Genomic DNA, 25,039 nt, shown 5'->3' on the forward strand with positions numbered 1-25,039 from the left:
TTTAAATTACCCCCTTTAGAATACTGATCTCTATGCCGGAAGCATATTCATGCATAAGCCAACAAGCAGTTTTATGCCCATTGCTGACATCAAAGTAATCAGGTTCACAGTGATGGCATACTTTCATTGCATAATCGCATCTTGCCGCAAAAGAACACCCGACTGGCGGTGAAAACAAGTCCGGCGGAGTTCCGTCAATCGGCATCAACTGCTCCTTGTTGTGGCTATCGAGCCTTGGTACCGATTTCAATAAGCCCCAAGTATAGGGATGCTTAGGATTATAGTATATATCTTCAACACTTCCGTATTCTACTATCTTTCCCGCATACATGACGATAACCCTTTCGGCCAAATCTGCAACCACTCCCAGATCGTGAGTTATCAGGATGATTGCTGTATCCAGCTTTCTTTGCAGTTCCCTCATCAAATCAAGGATTTGTGCTTGTATGGTCACATCCAATGCAGTTGTAGGCTCATCAGCAATAAGAAGCTTGGGTCCGCAAGCTAAAGCCATTGCAATCATAGCCCTCTGTCTCATACCTCCGCTATACTCATGGGGATATTGCTTAAGCCTCATAATGGGATTTGGTATTCCGACTAGCTGAAGCATCTCTGCACATTTTAATGCAGCTTCCTTCTTTGTGATTTTGCTATGCTTTGTCAGCACCTCTTGTATTTGCCTGCCAACAGTCATAGTAGGGTTGAGGGAGGTCATGGGGTCTTGAAATATCATGCCCATTTCCGAACCTCTGACTGCCTGCATTTGCCTTTCGTTAAGGCTCAGTATCTCTATATCATTAAAAATAATGGTACCGTTCTTTACCCTCCCCGGAGGTGAGGGTATCAGCCTCATAATGCTCTGCGCAGTGACGCTTTTGCCGCAGCCTGATTCTCCTACTATCGCTATAGCCTCACCTTTCCTGAGATCAAAGCTTACCCCTCTTACGGCCTTTACTTCTCCCGCATAGGTATCGAAGGAAACCTCTAAATCTTTTACTTCCAACAACTTGCTCATATTTGCATCCTCCCTTTATTTCCTAAGCCTTGGGTCTAAGGCATCTCTTAGACCATCGCCAATAATGTTGAAAGACAGCATCGCCAAGCTTATGAATAAAGCCGGAAAGAATGTTTGCCATGGAGATGTGGTCAATGTTCTCTGACCTGCTGCCGCTAGTGAGCCCCAGCTGGCAAGGGGGGCGGGCACTCCTAATCCTATAAAGCTTAAAAAGGCTTCTGTAAATATTGCTCCGGGTATTGCAAATGTCAGCCTTACGATTATTGGTCCTATAGTATTGGGTATAAGATGCTTCATAATGATTCTTTTACCGTCAGCACCGAGGGTTCTGGCCGCAAGGACAAACTCCTGTTCACGAAGCTGAAGGGTCTGCCCTCTTACAAGCCTCGCCATTCCAAGCCAGTTTGTCAGGGCTATGGCAATAATTATTGTATGAAGGCCGGGCCCCATAACCATGATGAGTAGAATTACTATAACCAGATTAGGTATTGTAAAAAGGATATCCACTATCCTCATCATAACTTCATCGGCATATCCGCCTAAATAGCCGGCTATACCTCCATATACGATGCCTATAAAGAATTCTATGACTGCTCCTGCGATGCCTATAAACAACGAAATCCTGGCTCCTACCCATATTCTTACAAATAAATCCCTGCCTAAGCTATCAGTGCCGAAAATATGTCCTCCTATTCCAGGCGCCTTATCTACCATGCTGAGATCCTGATCCGAATATGAGTAAGAATACATCATAGGGCCAAATACGGCCATAACAGTGAGCAGCACAAGGAAAACCAATGCCAGCAATGCAGCTTTGTTATACTTAAGCCTTCTCCAGGCATCCTGGAAATAAGTCATGCTTGGGCGCACTAAAACCTGGCTCTGCTCAATATTCTTTCCTATGACTACAAAATCTTCTCTGCTGATTTCCATATATAATACCTCCCGCTAAGAACTGCGCTTGCTTATTCTTATCCTTGGATCTATCAATCCATATGCTATGTCTACAAACATGTTCATCAACACCAATATGCTTCCAAAGAATGCTGTAATTCCCGTTATCAGAGTATAATCCTGCATATTTATGCTCTGTACATAAAATTTGCCTAATCCCGGGATGGCAAATACCGTTTCAATAACAAAGGTGCCTGTTATTATTACTGCTATCCATGGGCCTAAAATGGTTATAACAGGCAATATAGCATTTCTTAGCTGATGCCTCCATACTATTTCAAAAGGCGACAGACCCTTTGCTTTTGCAGTCTTTATATAGTCTTGTCCTACTACGTCCAACATGCTGGAGCGCATGAACCTTGCCAGGTTTGCGATCAAGCCTAAGGATAGGGAAAATGTAGGCATGATCGTGTGGGCAAAGCTCTTCCATTGAGCTACGGGAAGTACCCTCAGCTTGACTCCTAAAACCCATTGCAGCAACGCCGCTATTACAAATCCGGGTATGGATACTCCGATTATCGCTACAAATATTGAAAATCTGTCCCACCCCTTATTATGATTCAAAGCCGCTATCACCCCAAGGGAGATCCCTGCAATAAGCCCCACTATAAGCGCTCTCATTCCAAGACTTGCCGAAATGGGAAATCCATTTGTGATTATTTCATTCACCGTTCTGTTTTTATATTGGAAGGACATGCCCAGTTTGCCCGTCATAAGATTTTTCATATATATGAAATATTGTTCATGCAAGGGTTTATCTAATCCGTAATACTTCCTAAGGTTTTCTTTTATTTCCGGTATAACTCTTTTTTCATTCATAAACGGATCTCCCGGTATGGCCTGCATCATGAAGAATGTAGCGCTCACCACTATCCAAATCGTTATAAAGGCATATAACAGCTTTTTTCCAATATATTTTACCAACATCTACACCTCCCTTATTTAAGAAGGTATATGCATAGCACATATACCTTCTTAATCAATATAAGAATCCGCTATTTGTTTTTGCCCTCTATATATGCATAAACAACGTCAACCTCTACTCCGACTCCTTTTTTATAAACGCCCTTAACATATTCTCTTATGGCATAGTCAGTGTAACCATACCATATAGGGCCTATTGGCAGATCCCTCATAAGTATATCCTCTGCCTGGTGCATCAGCTTAAATTTCTCAACTCTGTCCGGTTCATTCTGAGCTTTCTTTATCAATTCATCATATTCCACATTGTAATATCCCGGGTCGTTATTGCCTGACCAGGAGGTATATAGATCAAGATCAGTCATCGGGTCAGGATAATCAGGACCCCAGCCGCCTAAGGAGATTTCAAAATCATGTTTAGACTGCCTGTCTATCCTTACGGAGGATGGAACAGGTTCAAGCTCTGTTTCAACATTTAAATTTTTCTTCCACATTTCCTGGAAAGCTTGAGCATATAGCTGTCCGGTAGCGTTATCATTACACATGAATTTAAACTTAGGCATCTTTGTCAGGCCTAATTCTTTCATACCCTGCTCTAAAAGCTGTTTTGCAGTTTCTATATCATTATCCTTAAAATATTCGCCGCCAACTTCTCTAAAGGTTTTGTTTTCGTCAGCATCGGGTATTATATCAGGCTGAACCAGAGCAAACGCCGGTTTCCAAGGCCTCTTGGCAACATTTTCGATAAAGCTTTTCCTATCGATTCCCAAAGTCAGAGCTTTTCTGATGTTTAGATTCTTTAGGATAGGATGAGCTACATTGAAGTTGAAGAACCATGTAGAGCCATTGTTAAACTGCTTTACTCCGCCCTTTGTCAAGGCAGCCTTCTGATCTCCATTCAAAGCAATAGTCATGTCCAGCTCTTCTGCTTCATACATATTAAATTCCGTTTGATCATCTGCGATGTAAGGTCCAATAATTTTCTCAAGCTTGATTTCTGATGCATTCCAATAATCCATATTTTTCACGAATGTCATTTCAGATTCATGCTTCCATGTTTCTACCTTAAAGGGTCCGCAGGTAACAAAATTCTCTGCTTCAGCATTGAACTTCGTGCCATACTTTTCTACTATATCCTTTCTCGTAGGATAATAGGTAGCAAAGGAAACCAGATAGTCAAAATATGTCACAGGTCTTTTTAATGTTACTTCCAAGGTTTTGTCATCAATAACCTTTATTGCTACATCCTCTGCTTTTCCCTTATTGCTGTTGAATTCTTGCGCACCGACAATATCGTATAAGAAGTATGCATAATCCATGGGGTCTGCCGGATCTAAGGCTCTTAACCATCCATATTTGAAATCATCGGCTTTTACAGGCTGGCCGTCTGTCCATTTGGCATCTCTCAGATGGAAGGTATAAACCTTGCCGTCATCGCTGATGTCCCATTTCTCGGCTAGAGCAGGTATTATCTTCCCATGCTTATACCTTGTAAGGCCATCCATAACCCAGCTTAGGGTATAAAGTTCGATATTTGCTGTAACTCTCTGCCAATCCAATGTGTTTGGCTCCTGGAACAGGCTTAGCCTCAATACCTGCTCATCTTGTGCCGGCTCTGCTGCTGTTTCATCCGGTTGTTCTGTTGCTGCGGGCTGCTGCGGAGAGCAGGCGGCAAAGAACATTGACAATACAAGCAGCACAGATAAGATTGAGAATAATCTCTTTCTACTCACAATACTTCCCCCTATAATTTTTATTGGAATATTACTTCCTATTACAAAGGTAATATATAGAAAAGGATTTTTCCAAAGATTGAGATTCCATTTTCTTGCTAAGTATTGCTCACTTTGTCAACAAATTCTATTCAAAAGTTTGTCACTTAATTTTAACGATGAAATGTAATTCGGTTTATCATGCTTTTGATCCAATATTTTCATACATATTTTTTTTGTAAATTTAAGGTTTATTTAAGCATTTTGTTGTAAAATAGTAAAAGTAATAATCAGAAAGGTGTGAAGCTTTGTGGCAAAACTAATAAAGCAAAAAAGTTTTCAGATAACAATACTGGTCGTATTTCTTTTAATTATTTTAGCCGGAGTTGTTTATTTCAATGGGAAATCAGGAGAAGCGGTTGCCCGGGTCAATGGCGAGACCATTACTAAAGATGATCTATATAATGCTCTGGTAGAGCAAAATGGCGAGGAAGTATTGGACTCCCTTATTTCAGATAAGATAATCGAATTGGAGATTAAAAAGCAGAACATTACAGTTGGGGAAGAAGCTGTGCAAACAGAGATTCAGAATATTTCAGTTCAATATGGCGGTGAAGAAGCCTTTAAACAGGCTCTTGAAGCATATGGCTATTCGATGGAAAACGTAAAGGCAGATGTGAAGAAAAACCTGGAGATAAAGAAGTTGCTTGAGCCTGGAATTACTATAACAGAAGATGAGATGAAAAATTATTTTGAAGAAAACAAAGATACCTTCAATGAAGAAGAGCAAGTAAAGGCCAGCCATATTTTAGTGGATACCGAGGAAAAGGCCCTGGAGGTTAAAAACAAGTTATCAGCCGGCGAAGATTTTGCTGAAATGGCAAAGCAATATTCCACAGATACCGGCAACAAAGACCAAGGCGGGGAACTTGGATTTTTTTCAAGGGGAGATATGGTAAAAGAGTTTGAGGATGCAGCATTTTCAATGGAAATCGGCAAGGTAAGCGATCCCATAAAAACTGAATATGGGTACCATATCATCAAAGTAGAGGAAAAGAAACCGGCAAAAGAAGCCAATTATGAAGAGAGCAAGGCTCAAGTCAAAGAAACTCTTTTAGATCAGAAGCTGTCAGCCGCCTACGACACTTGGCTTCAGGATAAATACGAAGAGTATAAGATAGATAACTTGCTATAGAGGATAACAATTAGTTCGCATAGTATACAGTGCCAGACTTAAAATATATAGAGTCTGGCATTTACTTGCATGGCAGGAATTCACCAGTCAGACCATAAGCCTCCTCTCGTTGTCACATTTTATGTGTTGTCTTTAGCTTTTTATAAATAAAATAAGTAAATATAAGCAACAATATTACTGGTGTAGATTATATTAAATAAGGTGGTGTAAAAATGGAGATCAAAGAAGGAGTTATGGTTCCTCTTGGATATGGCAAATTTGCTCGTTCTGATAAAATAATCAGCCTTGAACCAATCGAAGATGACCGCGGTCCGGGCAGAAGGACAGTTATACATGTTGAGGAGGTTAAGTCTCCAATAATAGCTTCTCGCACCGAGAATTCAATTTTGGCAAGCATGGTAGAAATACCGAGAAATGAATTGGAGGCCTCTGCGGCTCTAGAGCTTCTATATGACATACGGGATGATATATTGCAAATCGGGCCTATGCTTAGAAAAAGCATAAAGAAGGAAGCTGACTTTGACTTAGACAGAATTGAGAAGCGCATCAATGAAATACTTCAACATGAGATTGAGTTCGATGAAATACACTAACTCGATTTCTTATATTATTTCAGCGCGGTATAGCAAATTACCACTTGTTATAGTATATTTAATCTTTGAGTTTATATCAAGGGGGCTATGCTATAAAGCCCCTCTTGTTTTCATATTTTTCATAGATTCTATCGTCCATTATCTCTTTTATCTTCTGTATTACGACCCATGCATCATGATAAGAAACATAAAGCGGTACAGGGGCCAATCGTATAACATTAGGTCGCCTATAATCCGGAATCACACCCATATCCTTCAGAGCAGCGTTTATCCTCACTGCATCCTCATGCTCCAGCGCAATATGCCCTCCCCGTCTCTTATCTTCCCTTGGATTTCCTATAGTGAAGCCATATCGGGATAATTCATTATCTATCAGATACATCATGTAATCAGTAAGCCTTAAGGATTTCTCCCGCAGATTCTCTATCCCTGCCTCATTATACATCTTCAGTGAACCCTCCAAGGGCGCCATGCTCAGCATATGAGGGGTTCCCATTTGCCATCCCCCTGCATTGTCGGCCGATTCAAATTCATTCAGCAAATCAAACATTTTATCATGAACATATCCATGCCAGCCTGCCAGCCCGGGTTCCTTGTCAAAATGCCTCTTGTTTATATATATGGCTGCCGGTCCTCCGGGCCCTGCATTCAGATATTTATAATTGCACCAAACTGCAAAATCCACTCCCCATTCAGAAAGATGATGAGGCACTGCACCTGCAGAATGACAGCAGTCAAATCCTATCATGATATCTCTTTTATGCGCTTCGGCGGTGAGGTATTCCATATCCAGCAGTTGCCCGCTCCTATACAAAACTGCAGGCAAAAAAGCTAAGGCTATGTCATCACTCATCCTTGCAACTATATCCTTTTCATCAATATTTCTCCCATCTTTGCTTTCCACAACCACAATATGCTCCTTGGGGTCCAATCCTCTCAGCAGGACCTGGCTTTCAATTGCATACCTGTCGGTAGGAAAATTCAAGGAATCAATCAATATTTTATTTTTCTTGTCATCAGGTTTGAAAAAAGTCGATATCACTGCATGGATATTTACCGTAGTAGATGAATGAATCGTGATTTCATCCTCCTCCGCCCCGACCAGAGGAGCCATAAGCTTAGCCAATGCTTTAGAAAAATAAAACCAGGGCACCTCTGCATTTGACCAACCGTTTATGCCTAGATTTTTCCACTCTTCTATAACCCTGAACAAGCTTTTCTCCGCATCCTTTGACATAAGACCGAGAGAATTCCCATCCATATAGATTTCATCCTCTTTCAGATAAAATCTTTTCCGAAATGCTGCTATAGGATCTTCCCCATCCAATTTCGCGGCAAACGCCTCACTCAATTCAAATTTTTCTTTCATTCAAGTCCCCTCCCTATATTATCATAATCACCATGTATTTATAACTTAATCTGTTTGCTATATATAACGCAATAAATGCATTTGTAGTTTTAAAAAGGCATATGCCGTCATTCTGAGCGTATGCGAAGAATCTTAGCCAGATTCTTCACTCCACTTTGTTTCGTTCAGAATGACAGTTTTGTAAAATATTTAATGCGTTATATATAGCTGATAACAAGTTAATTTAATTTCCTAACTCTATAATTGTGTTTATATATGTTATTGGAGTAAATAATAGCATATATTTCTTAACATTGTCAATAATATATATATTGTTAGGATAGTGCATTTATCACTGTACTATGTTAAAATATGTATATCACTGAATGAAGTCTCGTTCAATAACTCGCCAACATGTCATTTATTATAGAAAAGGAAGGGCCTTTAATGAACAACAAAACGAAAGACGATGAGTTGGTTTTCAACAGGAATGAAGTAGCAAAAATACTTGGTATTTCACCGGCTACAATATTGAATTGGGAAAAAAACGGACTTTTTACTGCAAAAAGGAAGGATAATAATTACCGGGTTTATAGCCTCGATGATATTGAGGTCTTGAAAAAAATTAGAGCGTTGTCTATTGAGGAAAAAATGGGGGGCAAGGCAATAAAAAAATTGTTGATGCCTAAGATACAATCCGCAGATGTATCAACCGAGTATTCAAAAAAGTTTCTGGGCAAAAAATGGAAGGCTTATAGGGAGAGCATGAATATAACGCTTGAAGAAGTAAGCCGTCAAGTAAACATATCACCCTCATATCTTAGCAAACTGGAAAACAACCAAGCCAATGCTTCATTTGATTTGCTGAACAAGCTGGCTAATTTTTATGGAGGAAGCATTCTAGATTTTTTTGAAAAAGGTGATGACGAAAAGCATGTGGTGAAAAGCGGCTCGGGAGAGATGACAGAAATCGGCTTGCCGGGAGTCACCATAGAATCTCTTATATCTCAAAAAAGCCATGCTCTTGATTCTATGCTATTTACGATCGAACCTGGCAGCAATTCCGCCGAAGCCCACAAGCACCACGGCGAAGAGTTCATCTATGTGTTATCCGGCAAATTACGCATAACACTAAACAATAAAGATGTATATCATCTCACAAAAGGAGATTCTATGTACTTTAAGTCATCAGATTTACATTTTTGGGAAAACCCAGGAAGCAGGCTATGCAAGCTGCTATGGGTGCATTCGCATTTTGAGTCCGGTATATAAGAAAAGCTCTGAACTGTCTGATAAACAAGAAGCTGCTCTTGAGAAAGAGGTGAAGAATGATGAAAATTGATCGTTTGCTCGGAATAATAACCATGCTTTTAAACAATGATAAAGTAAAGGCTAAGGATTTAGCCGAAAAATTTGAGGTATCCATACGCACCATCCACAGAGATATCGAAGATATTTGCATGGCAGGCATACCGATTGTGACCTATCAAGGGGGAGCCGGAGGAATCAGCATTGCAGAAGGGTATAAATTTGACAAAAGCGTATTGACCGTAGATGAGCTTGACAATATAATTACCGGCTTAAAAGGTATTGAAAGCATATCACAGGATATTAAGGTAAAATTGCTTATGGAAAAGCTTAGTCCGAAGCAAGAGGATATCATGTCTGTCAGCAATAATATATTTATTGATTTATCATCTTTTTATAAGACAAGCCTTTCCCAGAAGATAAACCAATTAAAGGAAGCAATGAACAACAAAAAGGAAGTAAGCTTTGACTACTATTCCAGCAAGGGAATATCCCAAAGGTACATGGAACCATATTTCATAACCTTTAAATGGTCTTCATGGTATGTCTTTGGCTACTGCAAATTTAAAAAAGATTTCCGGCTTTTCAAGCTAAACAGGATGGATGATCTGAAAATAACCGATGCGACCTTTGATACGCGCGATATACCAGATGAAAGAGCACAGCTTGATAATTATTTTAGGGATACACAAACCGTCACTATGCTCATAGACCGATCCCTTGAATATCAAATAGTTGAAAGCTATGGAGTCGGGTCTTATGAAATAACGGAGGATAACCGCATCAAATTTGATTTGCAGTATACCAATCATGATTATGCAATGCAGTTTATACTAGGCTTTGGCGACAAAGCTCAAGTTTTGGCGCCGGAGCATATAATCGAAAAGCTAAAAGCTCATGCCAAAAATATTTTAGATATGTATAAATGAACATGACATGCTGTTGACATATTCGTTATGCTACTCTTTATAAAGAAGGCCTTTATTGCGATGCATTTAAGGGAAAGCAGGTATTAAGTTAACCTATACTTTCCCATGCATTATGAAAAAAGAAAGCGGGGTTTTATAATGGCAAATGAATTGTTAAAAAAAGCAGAAGACTTTATAAAGAATGCAGAAACGGCTGCATTGTCTTCTATTGATGAGAACGGTTATCCCAGAACTGCTGCAATGTCCAGCATAAAAACAGAAGGAATAAAAACTGTATGGTTTTCGACGGGGACAAAATCAAACAAAACAAAGAATTTCAGAAGGAATAGCAAAGCAAGCGTATGCTATTATTCAGAAGGCGGCAATATTACCATGATCGGCGAAATTGCAATTGTCGAAGATATGGATATAAAAAAGCAGCTTTGGGTTGATTGGTTTATCGATCATTTTCCTCTTGGGGTAACAGATCCTAATTACTGCGTTTTAAAATTCGAAGCAAAATACATACAGGTTTGGCTTGAGAACAATTTCGAGGAATTCTTTCTTGATTGATTGTGTGGTGAAGAGCAATGACTGATAACTATACAAATACAAAAATAACTGAATACGGCGAGTTTCTCGATATGGTGGAAGATGTGGGCTTCATGCCCTTATCGAAGAATTGTATTGATTTTATCAACCTTTCAGATCTAACTCTGCCGGAGCAATGGCATACAGGGCTGGCACCAGATCCATGGCAATGGAGGATAAGGATAGAAGCGGATAATAAGGCTGCATACGCAAAGCTGTTTGACAAGAAACCGGGATTTATATCTCTCCAATGGTACCCTGTTTTTCTTGCTGCACGAAGAAAGGGACGGAGCTTCGAAAACATGTACTCGGAAGGTCTTATAAGCAGCTACGCAAAGAAAATCTATGCTTTGTTTGAAAAGCATGAAAACCTGGCCCTCTTTGAGATAAAATCAATGGCAGGCTTTACAAGGGAATCTAATTCAAAATTTGAAGCTGCTATGTGCGAACTGCAAATGGGAATGTTTATCACAATAAATGGAATCAAACAGAAAGTCAGTGCAAAAGGAGACTCATACGGTTGGCCTGCCACGGCCTATTCAACGGTTGAAAAGTGGGCAGGCGAGGAGCTTATTTCAAAAGCACAGAGCATAAATCCCAAGGATGCAGCGGATGAAATCTTAGAAAGAATTAATCGTTTTTCTCCAAATCCGGAGCTCAAAAAGGCAAGAAGGTTTGCAGGGTTGTAAATTTTATTCAACCCTGCCATCGTCCACATCAAACATTGGCGGAAAAGCAATGATACCTGGCTGTATTTCACCTTTTTCAACTTGTTCGCAGTATCCGGCAATACTGCTTTTTTCTTTCAAGACCTTTATCATGAAGGCCTCATGATTGTTTCTTTCATCCAGCGCATTAAAAAAGTCATTGACATTGATCAGGCTGTTCATTTTTTCAGCCGAAAGTGGGATATGAATTTCCCCCTGTTTGCTGCCGTAATTTTTCCATGCCAGATAAGATAACAGATCGGCAGCATCCTCTGTTTTTGCCAGCAGTTCCTTGATGCTCAGCACATTCGTCTTAACGTATCTTGCATATCCCAACACCCTGTCATTCTTCAATACCATGGTACAGCGGCACTGAAGACCATGGTTGCTCCATTCGCTTATGCTCGTGCCCGGAAAAAGCGCAAGGCCATCATGATCATGAATATCTTTCCAGCATTCCATTACCCGTGAAAGATCCTTTAGGCTGACAGGTCTTTCATGAAAGCTATCGCCGTTAAAGCTCATTGCGTCAACCATGACTTTGGCACCGGACAATGAAAACATCCTTGTCTTATAGCCGAATCTCGGATAATAGCTTGGGTGGCCGCAGAGCAAGGAGAAAGAAAAGCCTTTGCTCTCTGCCCTCTTATGCCCTTCCTCAATCAACATGCCTCCTATGCCCCTGTTTTGAAATTCAGGCTTTACTGCAACAGGCGCCAGCACAACTCCCAGCTGTTCAGCCCCAAGTACAATAAATTTAAACGGAGAAAAAAGCGCGTATCCGACAATCTGACCGCCTGTTTCTGCGACCAAAGACAAGTCAGGGTCGAACAAGGAGTTATGTCTAAGCAAATCCACCATTATACTTTCTGAAACGTACTGATTATCGGGATGCCATCCGAGAAACGCCTCGTAATTGACATTTGCTATACCGTTATAATCCGCTACTCTTTCACTTCGTATTTTTATATTCATTATCTATTTCCTCCCTTTATAATATTGCTTCTGGAGCTTGGCAATCTGCTTGCCCCATTGTTTTTGCTGCAGTCTGAGCTTGCCCTCTTTCTTAGCTTCGAGATGTGCCAATTCTTTTTGCAGCTTGAGCCAGTTCTCCCATCTCACAGCGTCCAGGTAACCTGTCTCTAAGGCTTCCTTGACTGCACAGCCCGGTTCATTTCCATGACTGCAATCATGAAAACGGCATGATTTCACCAATTGTTCAATATCACCAAACATGACCTCCATGCCGGTTTCTGCTTCCCACAGGGATAACGTGCGCATTCCTGGTGTATCCAAAATCAATCCTCCTCCAGGTAAAAGCACCAGTTCTCTGTGAGTTGTAGTATGCCTTCCTCTGCTGTCATCCTCACGGATTTCCTGAGTCTTCAGCAATTCCTCTCCAGCCAAAACATTTACCAAAGTTGATTTGCCGACACCTGAGGAGCCGAGCAGAGCAATGGTTTTTCCAGGTTGGAAATATTTTTTTATTTCATCTATGCCCTCTCCAGTAACGCTGCTTACCGCATGAACCTCTACGCCCGGTGCAGTAGCATACACTGTTGCCATCTTAACGGAAACATCGCTGCAGCAATCAGTTTTAGTCAGTACAATCACAGGCTCTGCACCGCTTTCCCATGCAGCAATAAGATATCTTTCAAGCCTCCTCATATTGAAATCTCTGTTCAAGGATTGAATAAGAAAAACAGTATCCACGTTTGATGCTACAATTTGTTCTTTAAGCTCTATTCCTGCAGCAGTCCTTGAAAATTTCGTCCTCCTTTGCAATACATATCTGATGCATGTTGAAATGCCATCTGTTGACTCCAGCGCAATCCAATCTCCGACTGCCATATGGAAATCGCCACCAGTTTTTTGCACCGGCCTGTTGACGCAAATCTCACCATGTTCACAAGCTACTCGCAGGATTTGTCCATAGTCTGCAATGATCCTGCCCGGGAACAATCCCTCCTTGAATTTTTCATTCCATTGATTTTCAAAATATTCGTTCCACCCATATTCATTTATGCCCATTTTATTATCCTTTCTTAATCGTTTTTTAGTTTTCACCTATATCGCGGTCAAGCAAAAAAGCATAGAAAAATCCCGCAGATAACGACCACCTGCGGGACTTGCACAAAAGCAATAAAAAAACACGCTACCGGTGCGTGCCAATATTCATTAAATACACGATTCAGGTTGCTCGTAAGAAGCTGCACAGGTAACGCAAATAAAGCCCTCAATAAGGCACATTGTATACCTATGCCGATATTTTATTAGCTAAAAATCACCTCTATATATATTTCAGACATAAAACACTACCCCTTTCCTATATAAAATTTCTTATTTTCTAAATACTTCAGCACTTTTATTATATAAGCTGTGTAAATCATTGTCAACAACGGTTTCTATGGTATATCTTTATTCCCAAAAATTTGCTTTATCGATGGCCACCCAATATTCGTTATCACTAATCCAAGAATTATTACTAAGCCGCCCAACCACTGCATCTCGGTAAGTTGTTCACCAAGAATGATACGAGCAGTGATCAAACCTGTTATGGGGACCATAAGAGAAAGCGGAGCCACCTTGCCTGCCGGATATTTTGCAAGCAGCCCGCTCCATGTGCCATAGCCAAACAATGTAGCAAAGCAGACCAGATAAAAAACAGCAAATAAAGATGTGGCATTTAAGCTGCTTATTGCTTGCATCAATGTCTGCGGCGTATCCATCATCAAAGCCAGGCCAATAAAAGGGATCGGCGGTACGAGGCTTGACCAGACCACAAAGCTTAGCATATCTAATTTTTCTTCCTTTAATGCCGCCCTATTCACTGCATACCTGACTATTATATTTGAAAGCCCCCAAAAAACAGCCGCCAATACAGTCAGAAAAAGTGCTCCGAGAGGTATCGAGGTCAAGCCGTCCGTCCCTGCGCTACTTCCTATTAAGACGAGCCCAAGCGCTGCAACAGCAAGCCCGGATATTTGATTGGCCTTTAATGGTTCTTTGAGCGCTATTGCCGCAAACAAGGGAGTGAAGAAGGCTTGAGATTGAAGTATGATCGAAGAAATCCCTGCCGGCATGCCTATATCCATTGCATAAAACAAACAGGAAAACTGGCCGACTCCTACGGTCAATCCATATGCAATACAGTAGCGCCACTCCACAGCGGGACGCTTTACAAAAGCTATTGCAGGCAAAGCCGTAAAGGTATATCTCATAGCGGCAAGCAGCATAGGCGGTACGCCGCCAAGCCCCAGCTTGATGACCGTAAAGTTAGCTCCCCAAACTGTTACTACTAATAAAGCAAGGGTGAGGTCTCTCTTATTCATAATATCCCTCCAAGTTTATGCATATTGAAATGCTTTCATTTTAACATAATTATTAACTACATGTAAGTTTATAAAAGAGAGCAATCATAAATCAGTTCTATGATTGCTCCTGTGATTCTCCCAAGCCATTTATTTCATGCTTCCCAATGCCCTCTGAATTCTGTATGGTCGTTTCCCAAGTAATCTATATTTGCGCTGATCCTCACAACCGTACTGTTGTTTGGATGCTGGATATGAACATCCGATGGCCTTCCGTCATCGCCTCTGTTCTCCAGGTGATTTTGTAAAATTTCTGATGCAATCTCATCACTATACCGATCATAAATTTTATTATACTCATCTGCCGGAATCTCAAGCACCACGCTGTGCCGGCCATCATTTACGTTTCTTCTTTCTATAATACTGCTGTACATGTCGGTTATCTCCTTCCTCGGATTATTGTTTATCTATTATTTAGCTTCTCTACAAAGGAGATTTTTATCCGACTTCTTCAGATATCCGGGAATGAGAGATAAAGCCTCCGCTAAAATGCTCATTATCGCAAGATTGGAATATCTATCAGGCAATATAAAGCTTATTAGGCCTAAAATTATAATTATAATGACAGAAAAATTTTTTAACCTTCTTCTTCTGTCTGCGCTTATAATGGGCTTATTGGGATGATCCACGGGAGCATAGATATATGCAAGAATAATACTTACAAGCAAAAGAGCTATTTTTACTGACCTTGCCATTTCGAAGCTTATACCGATGTATAAGCATGCGGTAAAAATGGCCAATGTTGTAGTAAAGCATCTCCAGTATGTTTCCTCATGATATCCTCCGGCAAAAGACCTTGTTACAGTAAAAAATATTAATACAGTAATAAATTCCAAAGTGTACGAAAAAAAAGAAAAAATAACCAGGTAAATTATAATCTTTGAAGCTTCGCTAAAAAGGCATTCAAACCCGAACTTTATCTTTATTAACTGCAAATCAGTGAGGCCCGGTACATTATTCTTAATATGCTTTGTCAGGTATCCTGCAATCTTATCCATGCTTCTCATCCTTTAGGGGAAATTTGATTAAAAATTGTGTTTCGATATCACTGCTATATGCTTCAATATGTCCGTCATACTTTTTCACTAGATTATTTACAATATACAGTCCTAATCCATGCTCGGATTTCTGCGGTTTGGTTGAAAATCCATTTTCAAATATCTTCGGAAGTATATCTTCCGGTATTTTAGGCCCGGTATTTGCGATAGAAATAAAGTATTCATTGCCTTCTATATATGTACACAGTGACACAACTCTGCTGTCGTGGTTTTCGATGGAGGTTATGGAATCAAAAGCATTGTCCAGTATATTGCTTATAATGCTTATTATATCATTGTCTTTAATATCTAAATGGCTTAATGGCGCCTCAATTTCCACATCTAAGCTTATATCATTCCTATGAGCAAAGTTGCTCTTTACAACCAATAGTCCGTCTATATAAACATTTCCTGTATCGAAAACTTTATATGATTCCTTTAGATCATCGGCAAGCTTGCCCACATAGCTTTTTATGTTTTCAGCCGAATTGGGCTTATTCAGTGTGCATATGGCATTTATTGCATTCAGGTGATTTAGGTAGTCATGCTTTTCTCTTCTTAAAATGTTGACCACGGCTTCCAGATTATTTATATATTCTATTTGCAAAGTATATTTTTGCTTTATGGATAACAGCTTTATTCTGTCAAGATAATCAAAAATTCCAAAAAGAATATATACTAAAAATATAAAGAACAGCAATATTTCATACTGAAGCAGATCTCTGGGATTATATATGATATAGTTTAAGCTTTGTAAAAAAATGCTCATCAGAAAAATACCGAGAACAGAATAGTTAAGCAAATTTGTACTTTCCTTATTTTCAGAAGCTTTTATTACCGGTTTTAAATTGCTTCTGAATAATAATACGCCGATGGTCATTTGAACTGTCTTTGCAATCACAGAAAATTTCATTTTTATTGCCGGATTGGCTATAATATCGTTTATACTTATTTGAAAAAATAAATTTAACAAAACCGTTATTAGCAGTTCTGTAATAATTAGTAATATTGTAGGTATCGTAAAGGCCACGATTGCCAATATAAGGCTGTTCTTTGTTATCACGCTCAATACTATAGCGGAAAAAATATTTAATATCAAAGTATGATAGCCAAAAGGAAAGCTTAAGGTGATCCAGAATGAAAAAGTCGTATAAATTGCGATAAAAAGCCATACTTTATGCTTGTTTTCATGTATATACTTTTTCCGTTCACTGATCAAAACTATTGAAAATATCAAAAAAATAAATATTCCTTCCAATATGGCAAAAAAAATCTCGTTTATAATAAGCTCTTTCATGAAAGGCTCCCTCCACAAATGATTAAAATAAGGGGTTTTAACCCCTTATTTTAATAGTTCTTCCGGGCACTTTGGCTGTTGTGATAACACCATTGTTGCTACTGAAGCAGAGGTTGTCCCAACAAATAGTGCGAATAAAGCTAGTATTGACAGCGAGCGTTTGTTAAAAAACTTAACTATTTTTTTCATAGCCATCCTCCTTTCAAAAATATTCAGCAATTGCGAATTTCTTAAAACCATTTTCATGACAGGTATTCCCATACGCAATCGCAACTGGCAGCTTTACCATAATGGTTTAAGCTATGGAAAACCTTTCAAATAACTATATCACTTAAATAATAGCAAAAGGCTGTTTAGACTTCAATAGCAGTTTAGCACCAATTAGAGAAAAGTATCTGTGCCAGAGCACAGATACTTCCACAAATTGCTATTCCTTTGAAACGGAGTTTAAAATATCCATAAACTCATCGCCCATTATAGTTTCTTTTTGAATGAGGTATGATGATATTTTTCCCAATGCCTCCATATTTTCCTTCAGCAAATCCTTTGCCTTTTCATAGCAGTTCTTCAAAATTTCTTGGACTTCCCGGTCAACCTCAGCAGAGGTTTCGCTTGAACAATTTTGAACCGGGCGGCCGTCAAGATATCTGTTTTGAATAGATTCGAGGCCCATCATCCCAAATTTATCAGACATGCCGTACATGGTTACCATCTGCCTTGCAAGCTGTGTGGCTCTTTCAATATCATTTGACGCTCCGGTAGTTATCTCATTAAACACAAGCTCTTCGGCAGCTCTTCCCGCTAACAGCACAACAATCTGTTCGGTTATTTCATCTTTGGTCATCAAGAACTTTTCTTCCTCAGGCATCTGCATCGTATAGCCTAGGGCTCCCATAGTCCTTGGTATTATAGTGATCTTGTGTACAGGCTGGGTTTTCTTTTGGAGGGCTGATGCTAATGCATGCCCTACCTCATGAAAAGCGACAAGGTTTTTCTCATTTTGCCCCATAACCCTGTCCTTTTTCTCCTTGCCTGCAATAACAGTTTCCACCGCTTCAAACAGATCATCCTGTCTCACCTTATCTCTTCCCATCCTCACCGCTCTGAGGGCCGCTTCATTGACCATATTGGCGAGGTCCGCCCCTACAGCGCCTGCTGTAGCCAGCGCGATTTCCTTGAGGTTCACCCCTTCATCCATCACTATATTTTTCGAATGAACCTTAAGTATCTCTTCCCTTCCCTTCAGGTCCGGCTTATCAACGATGACTCTTCTGTCGAAACGCCCAGGCCTCAGCAAGGCTTTATCAAGAACCTCCGGCCTGTTGGTAGCTGCGAGTATAACCACTCCCTTTGAAGAATCAAAGCCGTCCATTTCAGCAAGAAGCTGATTTAAGGTCTGTTCTCGTTCGTCATTGCCTCCGATATTGCCTTCTCTGCTCTTGCCTATTGCATCTATTTCATCAATAAAAACTATGCATGGCGCCTGTTTCTCGGTTTGTTTAAACAAGTCTCTGACCCTTGCAGCACCGACTCCTACAAACATCTCTACAAAGTCTGAGCCTGACAGTGTAAAGAACGGCACCTTAGCCTCACCTGCTACAGCCTTGGCCAGAAGGGTTTTGCCTGTACCCGGAGGGCCTACCAGGAGAGCTCCCTTTGGCAGCTTTGCTCCTATCTTGGTATATCTCCCCGGGCTATGGAGGAAATCAACTATTTCCTTTAAGGATTCCTTGGCCTCTTCCTGGCCGGCCACATCATTAAAGGTAACCCCGGTGCTTTTTTCAACATATACCTTGGCATTGCTTTTCCCGAAGGACATGGTACCGCCGCCCATCTTCTTGCTGAGCGATCCCATGAGCATGGAGCTGAACAAGTAAAATATACCAAACGGTAAAATCCATGAAAGTATGAAATTTACGATTGGGGACTGCTTATTATCAACTGGTGTTTTAAAACCCACGCCTGCGCTGTATAATTTATCATAAATCTCCGGATAGTCCAATCTGCCCGTATAAAACATTTTTTTATCCCCGATGGAAGCATCCTTATCAGTCTTAGGAATTATTATGATTCTATCTCCAGTGATTTGAACTGATTTTATCTCATTATTATCCAGCATTTTAAGAAATTCGCTGTATTCGATCTCCTGGAAAGCTGATTGCGAAATTAACGACATCATCCAATTGATTGCCAGGGTAATAATAAGAGCTACTACAATAAACTTAGGCAAGCCTTCTTTTTTGGGCAACATATATCCCCCTCCTCAGCATCATTATAGTTCTGATCATATGCTTGCTAACATTTTTCCGACAGATTGATCAGCCTGTCCTCTATTTTTTTCATATCATCATCAGAAAGCGCCTCAAGGCCAAAAAGATTGGAAAATGCAATTCCATAGCATGCAAAGCAGATGATCATGGCCATTATAGGGTCCTCCATGTTGCTGATATTTTGAAACCACTCTTTCCGTTTTTCTCTTACCGGCTCCAAAAGCTCGTGATCCATCGCTATTGCCGCAAGAAAACCTGCCATGGTATTTGTATCTGCCGTATTTTGATTGAATTGCTCTTTGATAAAAGATGTAAGCCAATCTGCAGAAGTGATCTGACACTCAAACTGCTCCATATGATATTCAATCAGGGCCTTTATCAGCTTATCTTTGCTCGGATAGTGATATAAAAGGCCGCCCTTGCTTACACCGGCTTTTCTGGCTACCTCTTCCAATGTGAAACAATTCAATCCTTTATTCGCAATAACTTTATTTGCTTCACATAAAATTCTTTCCTTAACAGAGATATCCATGAGCTAACAACTCCTCTCAACCGTCTGGACGGTACAGTAATACCGTATCAAATATTTCTATGCCTGTCAAGCATTCATGGGAATAAAAACATACAAACACTATACTATTTGTTATCCCCAGGTCAACCTCTCCAATGCGGCATGCTTCCTATACCAATCATCATTTTTCAATAGCGTTTCAGGCGAGCCTATACTTCTTATCCTCCCGTTTTCCAAAATAACGACTGTATCGCTGAAAACCACGGAAGACAGGCGGTGGGATATAGATAATATGGTATGGGCGTGTCCTGCCTTTTGCAGAACTGACACAATTTTTTCTTCTGTTATTGAGTCAAGGTTTGCAGTGATTTCATCAAGCAATAAAATGGGAGGATTGGTCACAATGGCTCTCGCTATAGATAGAAGCTGCTTCTGGCCCTGTGAAAAAAGAGAATCACCTGCAATCTCCGTTTCAATACCATTTTTCAAAGATTCTACATAATCTGCAAGACCCACAAAGTCCAGCGCATTGCAGATTTGCTCTTTTGTTATGCTCTCATCCTGGAGGCTTATCTGTTCGGCAACTGTGCCTTTTATCATATGAAAGCTTTGGTCTACATATCCGAATATTTTGCGTTTTTCAGAGTTCGGTATGCCGTATACATCATATCCGTTTATGGTGATGCTTCCCTTAGCCGGTTTCAACAGGCCCATGATCAATTTGAATAATGTAGATTTTCCTACTCCCGTCCTTCCGACAAATGCAACCTTCTCCTGCGGTTTTATCTGCAGGCTGATACCCTGTAAAACATCAGTATCTTTCTCGTAATTAAAGGCTACATCATTAAATGATATATTTATTTCCTCACGGTTTTGGATGACATCATCCGCTTTTATTTGATTATTTTTACATTCATCCTCAGGCTCATTGTAAAAATCATTGACTCTGCGGATGCCGGATACTGCATATTGAATGCTCTGAAGCTCCATACCCAGGTTTTCGATAGGCGAAAACAAGTTAGAGATTAAGTCAATAGATGCAGCCACCATTCCCAATGATATTCCCAGATAGTTGAGCTGTCCGGAGGACAGTATTACCATAAAGCCGATCACAACAGCACGGGTGAGCTGTATGATGGGAGAAAATACAGAATCATAAAAATTTACTTTTTCCACCGTTTTGAAATTTTCCAGCAGATACTCAGCATAATTATTTTCCATATAGCTTTCCTTGCTGCAGGATTTGATCATCTCAATATTCTTTAAGCTTTCTGAAATATGATTGTTCACCTTGCCCACCAAAACCCGGTTTTCCATTTGCACTTTCAGCATTCGCTTTTGAAAAAGCCTGGTAATCCCATAAATAAAAGGCAGCAGCAGCAAGGTGACAATTCCAAGCTTTTCGCTGAACATCCAAATGGAAGCAATAATGCCTATGATTTTAAAGCAATCGATCATCATTCCCACAATGCCGCCGGTAAACAATGAACTCACGGCTTCAACATCATTAGTAAATCGTGATACCACTGCACCGGATTCATTATAAGAAAAGAAGAGTGCATTTATTTTCTCCAGCTTATGTATCATTTCAAGCCTGATCTCTTTGATAATCTTTTGACCTATGATCGTAAGGATTGCTCCCTTGATAAAATCAAACAAACCTATAAACAGCAGCACCGCCATATACGCGATTGCCAATACAAACAAACCGCTTCCCTTTTCAGGTACAAGATTGTTATCGATAATATGCTTCAATATCTGGGGAGGAATCAAGCTTGAAACAACAACGCCGCAAACAGCAAAAATTAAAAGCCCGCTTAATAAAATATTTTGCTTGATCACATTGATGACAGATCTTTTTACCAAGCTATTTTTAATCATTGTTATCACCTGCCATGCATTGTAAATTGAATATCTCTGCATAGAACCCGGAGCTTTTCATCAGATCATTATGAGTTCCATAGCCTGCTGTTTTGTCGCTGTATAGAAATATAATCTTATTGATCCTGCTGAAAATCGTTAAGCGATGAGAAATAAGTATTATTATACTGTTCTTATAATTAGCCTTCAGGTTTTCAATGATCCTTTCTTCCGTCTTCATATCGACTGCGGAAAACGGATCATCTAAAATTATTATTTTGCTTTTGTTCAAAAGTGTCCTTGCAAGTGCGATCCTTGCCTGCTGGCCCCCGCTTAACCTTATTCCACTGCTGCCCACTAATGTATCTACACCATCCGGCATGGATTGCAAATCAATATCGAAACAGACATCTTCCATAACAGAGTTTATGTCCTTCCCATTCCCGAGAGTGATATTGTTGTATATGGTATCGGATAGCAGCTGCGGCTTATGACCAAGATATGAAATCATCATGCTGCGCTCGTATTCGGAATAATCTTTCAGCTCCTTGCCATCTATCCTTATGCTGCCTATATAGGGGTACAGTCCCAGCAAGGAGAATCCGAGAGTAGATTTGCCGGAGGCAATAGGGCCTGTCACGCCTATGATTTCTCCTTGATCAACTTCGAAGCTTATGTTTTCGATTATGGGCTCCCTGGCTGCAGGATAGCAAAAGCTAAGGTTTTTTACTGATAGCTCAGTGCTGCTATTATCAATATCTGATGCCTCATCCTTACTTTGATATTCTGCAAGATAAGGCTTGATGCGCTTCCATGATACCTGTGATTTTTGCACAGAATTGAAGAGTTTGGCCGCTTTGCTTGCTTTATTGGCCATAGCGGCAAACATGACAATGTATGTAGAAAATATGCCTACAGTCCAGCTGCCCTCAATAACCTTTGCACCGCCAAGATAGATCACAGTTATAACTCCCAGCATGGCAATAACATTGTATACGGGCTGCATGGAATTCTCCAGAATATTGGCTTTGATCGCCTTGCTTTGCAAATCCTCTAAATCATCATTATACTTTTGTCCGTTTTGAGCTTCCATACCATTGGCGCGATAGAGCATGGCATTTTCAATAGCGTCGTATACAATACCGGCTATGTAACTGCTTTTTGAGCGGAAGGAAGCTGAATATTTATAAATAACGTTTTTCAGCTTTTCAGCAAGGGCCATGGCAATGGGAATATATAGTGTGGAAAGGACCGTTATTTTTACATCGTATGCAAGCATTGATACGAGATAGGATACCATAAGCACTCCGGTGTCGAACAACTCTGTAGTAAACTTGCGCATTCCTTCGACACACACATCAACATCCGAAACGGCTCTTGTCATCAAGTTTCCTATATCTTCATTCTCCAGCGCCTCAAGGCTTTTATGCATTATATTATTGTATATCATAAGCTTCATAACGGCACTGGTGTTATTGGCAAAGCGCCTTATATAAAAGCGCTTAAAATAACGCAATAGTTGTATCATTCCGATTAAAAAAACAAAAGACACAGCCAGCCTTATGACTGAGTCCAGGCTTTCAGCTCCGGCGATGGAATCCAGCAGCTTGCCTTGGTAAATAGGTCCCAAAACAATGGCATTGTTAAAGGTAAGGCCGAATATTACAATGCATGCTACAGTAAATTTTTCTTTTTTCCAATAATTAATGATCTTATCGGGCTCTTTCATTGGTTCAATTTTCAATCCTGACATAATAAACCTCTTTCCGCTTTTTAAATGCCAGCCTACATCAATGGAGCAAAAACACGCAGCAATGAGCTGAGCAGAGCTTTATGCCACTTAATGCTTTCAAAATCGCTTGTCGTGATCTCCTGACACACTTTCAAGGTATTTATAAAATCATTTTTCATATCACGAATACAACTGCTCTTATAGAGCCAGACTCCGCACTCAAAATGCAGGAACAGGCTTCTGTAATCCATATTTATAGTCCCTACTACGGCATATTCATCATCCACTATGTAAGTTTTTGCATGAACAAATCCAGGAGTATATTCATAAATTTTTACGCCGCTCTCAATAAGGTTTTTATAATATGATCTGGTAACCTCATGAACATACCACTTGTCAGGACAATGAGGAGTGATTATACGAACATCTACTCCGCCCTTGGCGGCTGTAGATAAGGCTGTTACCATTTCATTGTCGATGATCAAATACGGAGTCATTATATAAACATATTTTTTAGCTTTGTTTATCAGGTTAAGATAAATAATTTCTCCGACAGGCTCATCATCCAATGGGCTATCCGCAAAAGGCTGTACATATCCATTCTCTTCAATTTCGACCCCTATGGGAATATTCTTCTTATGCTCATTAAAGTCTTCATCCATTCCCCTTAGATAATCCCACATAGACAGGAACATTACAGTCAAGCTCCATACCGCTTCGCCTTTGAGCATAACGGCAGCATCCTTCCAATGCCCATACTTTTCATTTACATTTATATATTCATCCGCCAGGTTAATGCCTCCTGTAAATCCTACATATCCGTCGATTACCGCAATCTTGCGGTGATCCCGATTATTTAATCTAGGAGACAATATAGGTATCAACGGATTAAAAACACAGCATTTGATCCCCAGTTCCTCCAGCTTCTTATCGTATCCATAGGGCAATTTGAACAAACAGCCTGCATCATCATAGATCACCCGTACATCTACACCCTCGGATGCTTTTTCTGCCAGTATTTCCAGTATGCTGTTCCACATCACCCCTTCTTCAATAATGAAATACTCCAGAAAGATATAATGCTTTGCTTTCTTAAGCTCTTCCTTTAATCTCTCAAATTTTATTTCACCTATTGGAAGGTATTCGGTTATCGTATTTTTGTAGGGAGGATAATAAGCATAATTCTGGATATATCTTGACTGATTGGCAGCATTTTCATTTCCCAATAATATTTCATCCAGGAGATGCTCTTTAGGAGATAATACCCCTCTTGTCTTATCTTCAATAAACTTCATTCTGCGTCTTGTTCTTTTGCTTAGCTTGTTGCGTCCGAAAAATATGTAAAACAATCCGCCAAATATGGGAAATAGCATGATAGGAATTATCCATGCCATTTTGTATACCGGATTATCATTGTTGTTTATAATCCACAATACCGCGATCATGCTGATAACCAAGCTTGCCCCATAGAAAAAAGCAAAGTAATCCTTGAATCTTATTATTGTGCCTATCAAAACCAACAACTGCATTGATATTGCAAAAAATACAAAAGCAACTCTATGGAATAAAAATTTTTTTATAAACTTCATTTTTCATCACTTCTCATCACAATTTTAAATTTGATCTCATAGGCTATTTTACCTCAATACTGCTATTTTCGCCATAATTATATGAATCCTTTCAAGGCATAAGCCATACACAATTACCGG

At 39.9% G+C, this 25,039-nt stretch carries 23 protein-coding genes; 6 read left to right on the top strand and 17 right to left on the bottom strand.

Features of this window, described 5'->3' with window-relative positions; genetic code table 11:
• Position 1: 1 nt before the first annotated feature.
• From LJD61_RS12590 to LJD61_RS12605, 4 genes are all read right to left on the bottom strand, one after another.
• Positions 2-1,015 (bottom strand): ABC transporter ATP-binding protein, encoded by a 1,014-nt coding sequence (locus tag LJD61_RS12590; protein WP_255227904.1) that lies wholly within the window; start codon positions 1,013-1,015, stop codon positions 2-4.
• A 15-nt stretch (positions 1,016-1,030) separates the two neighbouring features.
• Entirely contained in the window at positions 1,031-1,948 is a 918-nt protein-coding gene (locus LJD61_RS12595; protein WP_255227905.1) for an ABC transporter permease, read from the bottom strand.
• 15 nt (positions 1,949-1,963) lie between these two features.
• Positions 1,964-2,893, bottom strand: coding sequence for an ABC transporter permease (locus LJD61_RS12600; protein WP_255227961.1), 930 nt, complete (start codon positions 2,891-2,893; stop codon positions 1,964-1,966).
• Positions 2,894-2,964: 71 nt separating this feature from the next.
• The gene (locus LJD61_RS12605) at positions 2,965-4,623 is read right to left on the bottom strand and encodes a peptide ABC transporter substrate-binding protein (protein WP_255227906.1); all 1,659 of its coding nucleotides are present in this window, start codon (positions 4,621-4,623) and stop codon (positions 2,965-2,967) included.
• A gap of 289 nt (positions 4,624-4,912) precedes the next feature.
• On the opposite strand from LJD61_RS12605, the gene LJD61_RS20540 reads away from it, so the two are divergent.
• Together LJD61_RS20540 and LJD61_RS12615 are read left to right on the top strand one after the other, a co-directional pair.
• The gene (locus LJD61_RS20540; RefSeq protein WP_255227907.1) at positions 4,913-5,797 is read left to right on the top strand and encodes a peptidylprolyl isomerase; all 885 of its coding nucleotides are present in this window, start codon (positions 4,913-4,915) and stop codon (positions 5,795-5,797) included.
• Positions 5,798-6,009: 212 nt separating this feature from the next.
• Positions 6,010-6,390, top strand: coding sequence for a hypothetical protein (locus LJD61_RS12615; protein WP_255227908.1), 381 nt, complete (start codon positions 6,010-6,012; stop codon positions 6,388-6,390).
• A gap of 85 nt (positions 6,391-6,475) precedes the next feature.
• On the opposite strand, the gene kynU is transcribed toward LJD61_RS12615, so the two are convergent.
• Positions 6,476-7,759 carry a kynureninase gene (gene kynU / locus LJD61_RS12620; RefSeq protein ID WP_255227909.1) on the bottom strand — a complete coding sequence of 428 codons (1,284 nt, stop codon included), beginning with the start codon at positions 7,757-7,759 and terminating at the stop codon, positions 6,476-6,478.
• A gap of 426 nt (positions 7,760-8,185) precedes the next feature.
• Here kynU and LJD61_RS12625 point away from each other — a divergent pair, with 426 nt between their 5' ends.
• The 4 genes from LJD61_RS12625 (at position 8,186) to LJD61_RS12640 (ending at position 11,234) form a co-directional block, all read left to right on the top strand.
• Positions 8,186-9,010 carry a cupin domain-containing protein gene (locus tag LJD61_RS12625; RefSeq protein ID WP_255227910.1) on the top strand — a complete coding sequence of 275 codons (825 nt, stop codon included), beginning with the start codon at positions 8,186-8,188 and terminating at the stop codon, positions 9,008-9,010.
• A 56-nt stretch (positions 9,011-9,066) separates the two neighbouring features.
• Positions 9,067-9,975, top strand: coding sequence for a helix-turn-helix transcriptional regulator (locus tag LJD61_RS12630; protein ID WP_255227911.1), 909 nt, complete (start codon positions 9,067-9,069; stop codon positions 9,973-9,975).
• A gap of 138 nt (positions 9,976-10,113) precedes the next feature.
• The gene (locus tag LJD61_RS12635) at positions 10,114-10,527 is read left to right on the top strand and encodes a pyridoxamine 5'-phosphate oxidase family protein (protein ID WP_255227912.1); all 414 of its coding nucleotides are present in this window, start codon (positions 10,114-10,116) and stop codon (positions 10,525-10,527) included.
• 17 nt (positions 10,528-10,544) lie between these two features.
• The gene (locus LJD61_RS12640) at positions 10,545-11,234 is read left to right on the top strand and encodes an AlkZ-related protein (protein ID WP_255227913.1); all 690 of its coding nucleotides are present in this window, start codon (positions 10,545-10,547) and stop codon (positions 11,232-11,234) included.
• Positions 11,235-11,237: 3 nt separating this feature from the next.
• On the opposite strand, the gene LJD61_RS12645 is transcribed toward LJD61_RS12640, so the two are convergent.
• The 12 genes from LJD61_RS12645 to cls all read right to left on the bottom strand — a co-directional run bounded on the left by LJD61_RS12645 (position 11,238) and on the right by cls (position 24,919).
• Complete coding sequence (locus tag LJD61_RS12645; RefSeq protein ID WP_255227914.1) at positions 11,238-12,227, bottom strand: GNAT family N-acetyltransferase; 990 nt, start codon at positions 12,225-12,227, stop codon at positions 11,238-11,240.
• A 3-nt stretch (positions 12,228-12,230) separates the two neighbouring features.
• Positions 12,231-13,283: a ribosome small subunit-dependent GTPase A gene (gene rsgA, locus LJD61_RS12650; protein ID WP_255227915.1), complete on the bottom strand. Its 1,053-nt coding sequence runs from the start codon at positions 13,281-13,283 to the stop codon at positions 12,231-12,233.
• Between the two features lie 374 nt (positions 13,284-13,657).
• Positions 13,658-14,584: an EamA family transporter gene (locus LJD61_RS12655; protein WP_255227916.1), complete on the bottom strand. Its 927-nt coding sequence runs from the start codon at positions 14,582-14,584 to the stop codon at positions 13,658-13,660.
• 134 nt (positions 14,585-14,718) lie between these two features.
• The gene (locus LJD61_RS12660) at positions 14,719-14,997 is read right to left on the bottom strand and encodes a hypothetical protein (RefSeq protein ID WP_255227917.1); all 279 of its coding nucleotides are present in this window, start codon (positions 14,995-14,997) and stop codon (positions 14,719-14,721) included.
• Between the two features lie 36 nt (positions 14,998-15,033).
• Entirely contained in the window at positions 15,034-15,621 is a 588-nt protein-coding gene (locus tag LJD61_RS12665) for an accessory gene regulator ArgB-like protein (protein WP_255227918.1), read from the bottom strand.
• Positions 15,614-16,957: a sensor histidine kinase gene (locus LJD61_RS12670; RefSeq protein ID WP_255227919.1), complete on the bottom strand. Its 1,344-nt coding sequence runs from the start codon at positions 16,955-16,957 to the stop codon at positions 15,614-15,616. Before LJD61_RS12670 ends, LJD61_RS12665 begins: the two co-directional genes overlap by 8 nt.
• 45 nt (positions 16,958-17,002) lie before the next feature.
• Complete coding sequence (locus LJD61_RS12675) at positions 17,003-17,146, bottom strand: cyclic lactone autoinducer peptide (protein WP_255227920.1); 144 nt, start codon at positions 17,144-17,146, stop codon at positions 17,003-17,005.
• Positions 17,147-17,384: 238 nt separating this feature from the next.
• Positions 17,385-19,208 carry an ATP-dependent zinc metalloprotease FtsH gene (gene ftsH / locus LJD61_RS12680; RefSeq protein WP_255227921.1) on the bottom strand — a complete coding sequence of 608 codons (1,824 nt, stop codon included), beginning with the start codon at positions 19,206-19,208 and terminating at the stop codon, positions 17,385-17,387.
• Positions 19,209-19,252: 44 nt separating this feature from the next.
• Positions 19,253-19,759, bottom strand: coding sequence for a TetR/AcrR family transcriptional regulator (locus tag LJD61_RS12685; RefSeq protein ID WP_255227922.1), 507 nt, complete (start codon positions 19,757-19,759; stop codon positions 19,253-19,255).
• 111 nt (positions 19,760-19,870) lie between these two features.
• Complete coding sequence (locus LJD61_RS12690) at positions 19,871-21,619, bottom strand: ABC transporter ATP-binding protein (protein WP_255227923.1); 1,749 nt, start codon at positions 21,617-21,619, stop codon at positions 19,871-19,873.
• Entirely contained in the window at positions 21,612-23,351 is a 1,740-nt protein-coding gene (locus LJD61_RS12695) for an ABC transporter ATP-binding protein (protein WP_255227924.1), read from the bottom strand. Before LJD61_RS12695 ends, LJD61_RS12690 begins: the two co-directional genes overlap by 8 nt.
• Before the next feature lie 32 nt (positions 23,352-23,383).
• Complete coding sequence (gene cls / locus LJD61_RS12700; protein WP_255227925.1) at positions 23,384-24,919, bottom strand: cardiolipin synthase; 1,536 nt, start codon at positions 24,917-24,919, stop codon at positions 23,384-23,386.
• Between the last annotated feature and the right edge of the window lie 120 nt (positions 24,920-25,039).

It is taken from the genome of Lutispora saccharofermentans (assembly GCF_024363565.1).
GTDB classification, from domain to species: Bacteria; Bacillota; Clostridia; order Lutisporales; family Lutisporaceae; genus Lutispora; species Lutispora saccharofermentans.

Excerpts from the sequence above, each read along its gene's own strand:
- LJD61_RS12590 (WP_255227904.1), bottom strand. The coding sequence starts at position 1,015 with ATGAGCAAGTTGTTGGAAGTAAAAGATTTAGAGGTTTCCTTCGATACC.
- LJD61_RS12595 (WP_255227905.1), bottom strand. The coding sequence starts at position 1,948 with ATGGAAATCAGCAGAGAAGATTTTGTAGTCATAGGAAAGAATATTGAG.
- LJD61_RS12615 (WP_255227908.1), top strand. The coding sequence starts at position 6,010 with ATGGAGATCAAAGAAGGAGTTATGGTTCCTCTTGGATATGGCAAATTT.
- kynU (WP_255227909.1), bottom strand. The coding sequence starts at position 7,759 with ATGAAAGAAAAATTTGAATTGAGTGAGGCGTTTGCCGCGAAATTGGAT.
- LJD61_RS12625 (WP_255227910.1), top strand. The coding sequence starts at position 8,186 with ATGAACAACAAAACGAAAGACGATGAGTTGGTTTTCAACAGGAATGAA.
- LJD61_RS12630 (WP_255227911.1), top strand. The coding sequence starts at position 9,067 with ATGATGAAAATTGATCGTTTGCTCGGAATAATAACCATGCTTTTAAAC.
- LJD61_RS12635 (WP_255227912.1), top strand. The coding sequence starts at position 10,114 with ATGGCAAATGAATTGTTAAAAAAAGCAGAAGACTTTATAAAGAATGCA.
- LJD61_RS12640 (WP_255227913.1), top strand. The coding sequence starts at position 10,545 with ATGACTGATAACTATACAAATACAAAAATAACTGAATACGGCGAGTTT.
- LJD61_RS12645 (WP_255227914.1), bottom strand. The coding sequence starts at position 12,227 with ATGAATATAAAAATACGAAGTGAAAGAGTAGCGGATTATAACGGTATA.
- rsgA (WP_255227915.1), bottom strand. The coding sequence starts at position 13,283 with ATGGGCATAAATGAATATGGGTGGAACGAATATTTTGAAAATCAATGG.
- LJD61_RS12655 (WP_255227916.1), bottom strand. The coding sequence starts at position 14,584 with ATGAATAAGAGAGACCTCACCCTTGCTTTATTAGTAGTAACAGTTTGG.
- LJD61_RS12660 (WP_255227917.1), bottom strand. The coding sequence starts at position 14,997 with ATGTACAGCAGTATTATAGAAAGAAGAAACGTAAATGATGGCCGGCAC.
- LJD61_RS12665 (WP_255227918.1), bottom strand. The coding sequence starts at position 15,621 with ATGGATAAGATTGCAGGATACCTGACAAAGCATATTAAGAATAATGTA.
- LJD61_RS12670 (WP_255227919.1), bottom strand. The coding sequence starts at position 16,957 with ATGAAAGAGCTTATTATAAACGAGATTTTTTTTGCCATATTGGAAGGA.
- LJD61_RS12675 (WP_255227920.1), bottom strand. The coding sequence starts at position 17,146 with ATGAAAAAAATAGTTAAGTTTTTTAACAAACGCTCGCTGTCAATACTA.
- ftsH (WP_255227921.1), bottom strand. The coding sequence starts at position 19,208 with ATGTTGCCCAAAAAAGAAGGCTTGCCTAAGTTTATTGTAGTAGCTCTT.
- LJD61_RS12685 (WP_255227922.1), bottom strand. The coding sequence starts at position 19,759 with ATGGATATCTCTGTTAAGGAAAGAATTTTATGTGAAGCAAATAAAGTT.
- LJD61_RS12690 (WP_255227923.1), bottom strand. The coding sequence starts at position 21,619 with ATGATTAAAAATAGCTTGGTAAAAAGATCTGTCATCAATGTGATCAAG.
- LJD61_RS12695 (WP_255227924.1), bottom strand. The coding sequence starts at position 23,351 with ATGTCAGGATTGAAAATTGAACCAATGAAAGAGCCCGATAAGATCATT.
- cls (WP_255227925.1), bottom strand. The coding sequence starts at position 24,919 with ATGAAGTTTATAAAAAAATTTTTATTCCATAGAGTTGCTTTTGTATTT.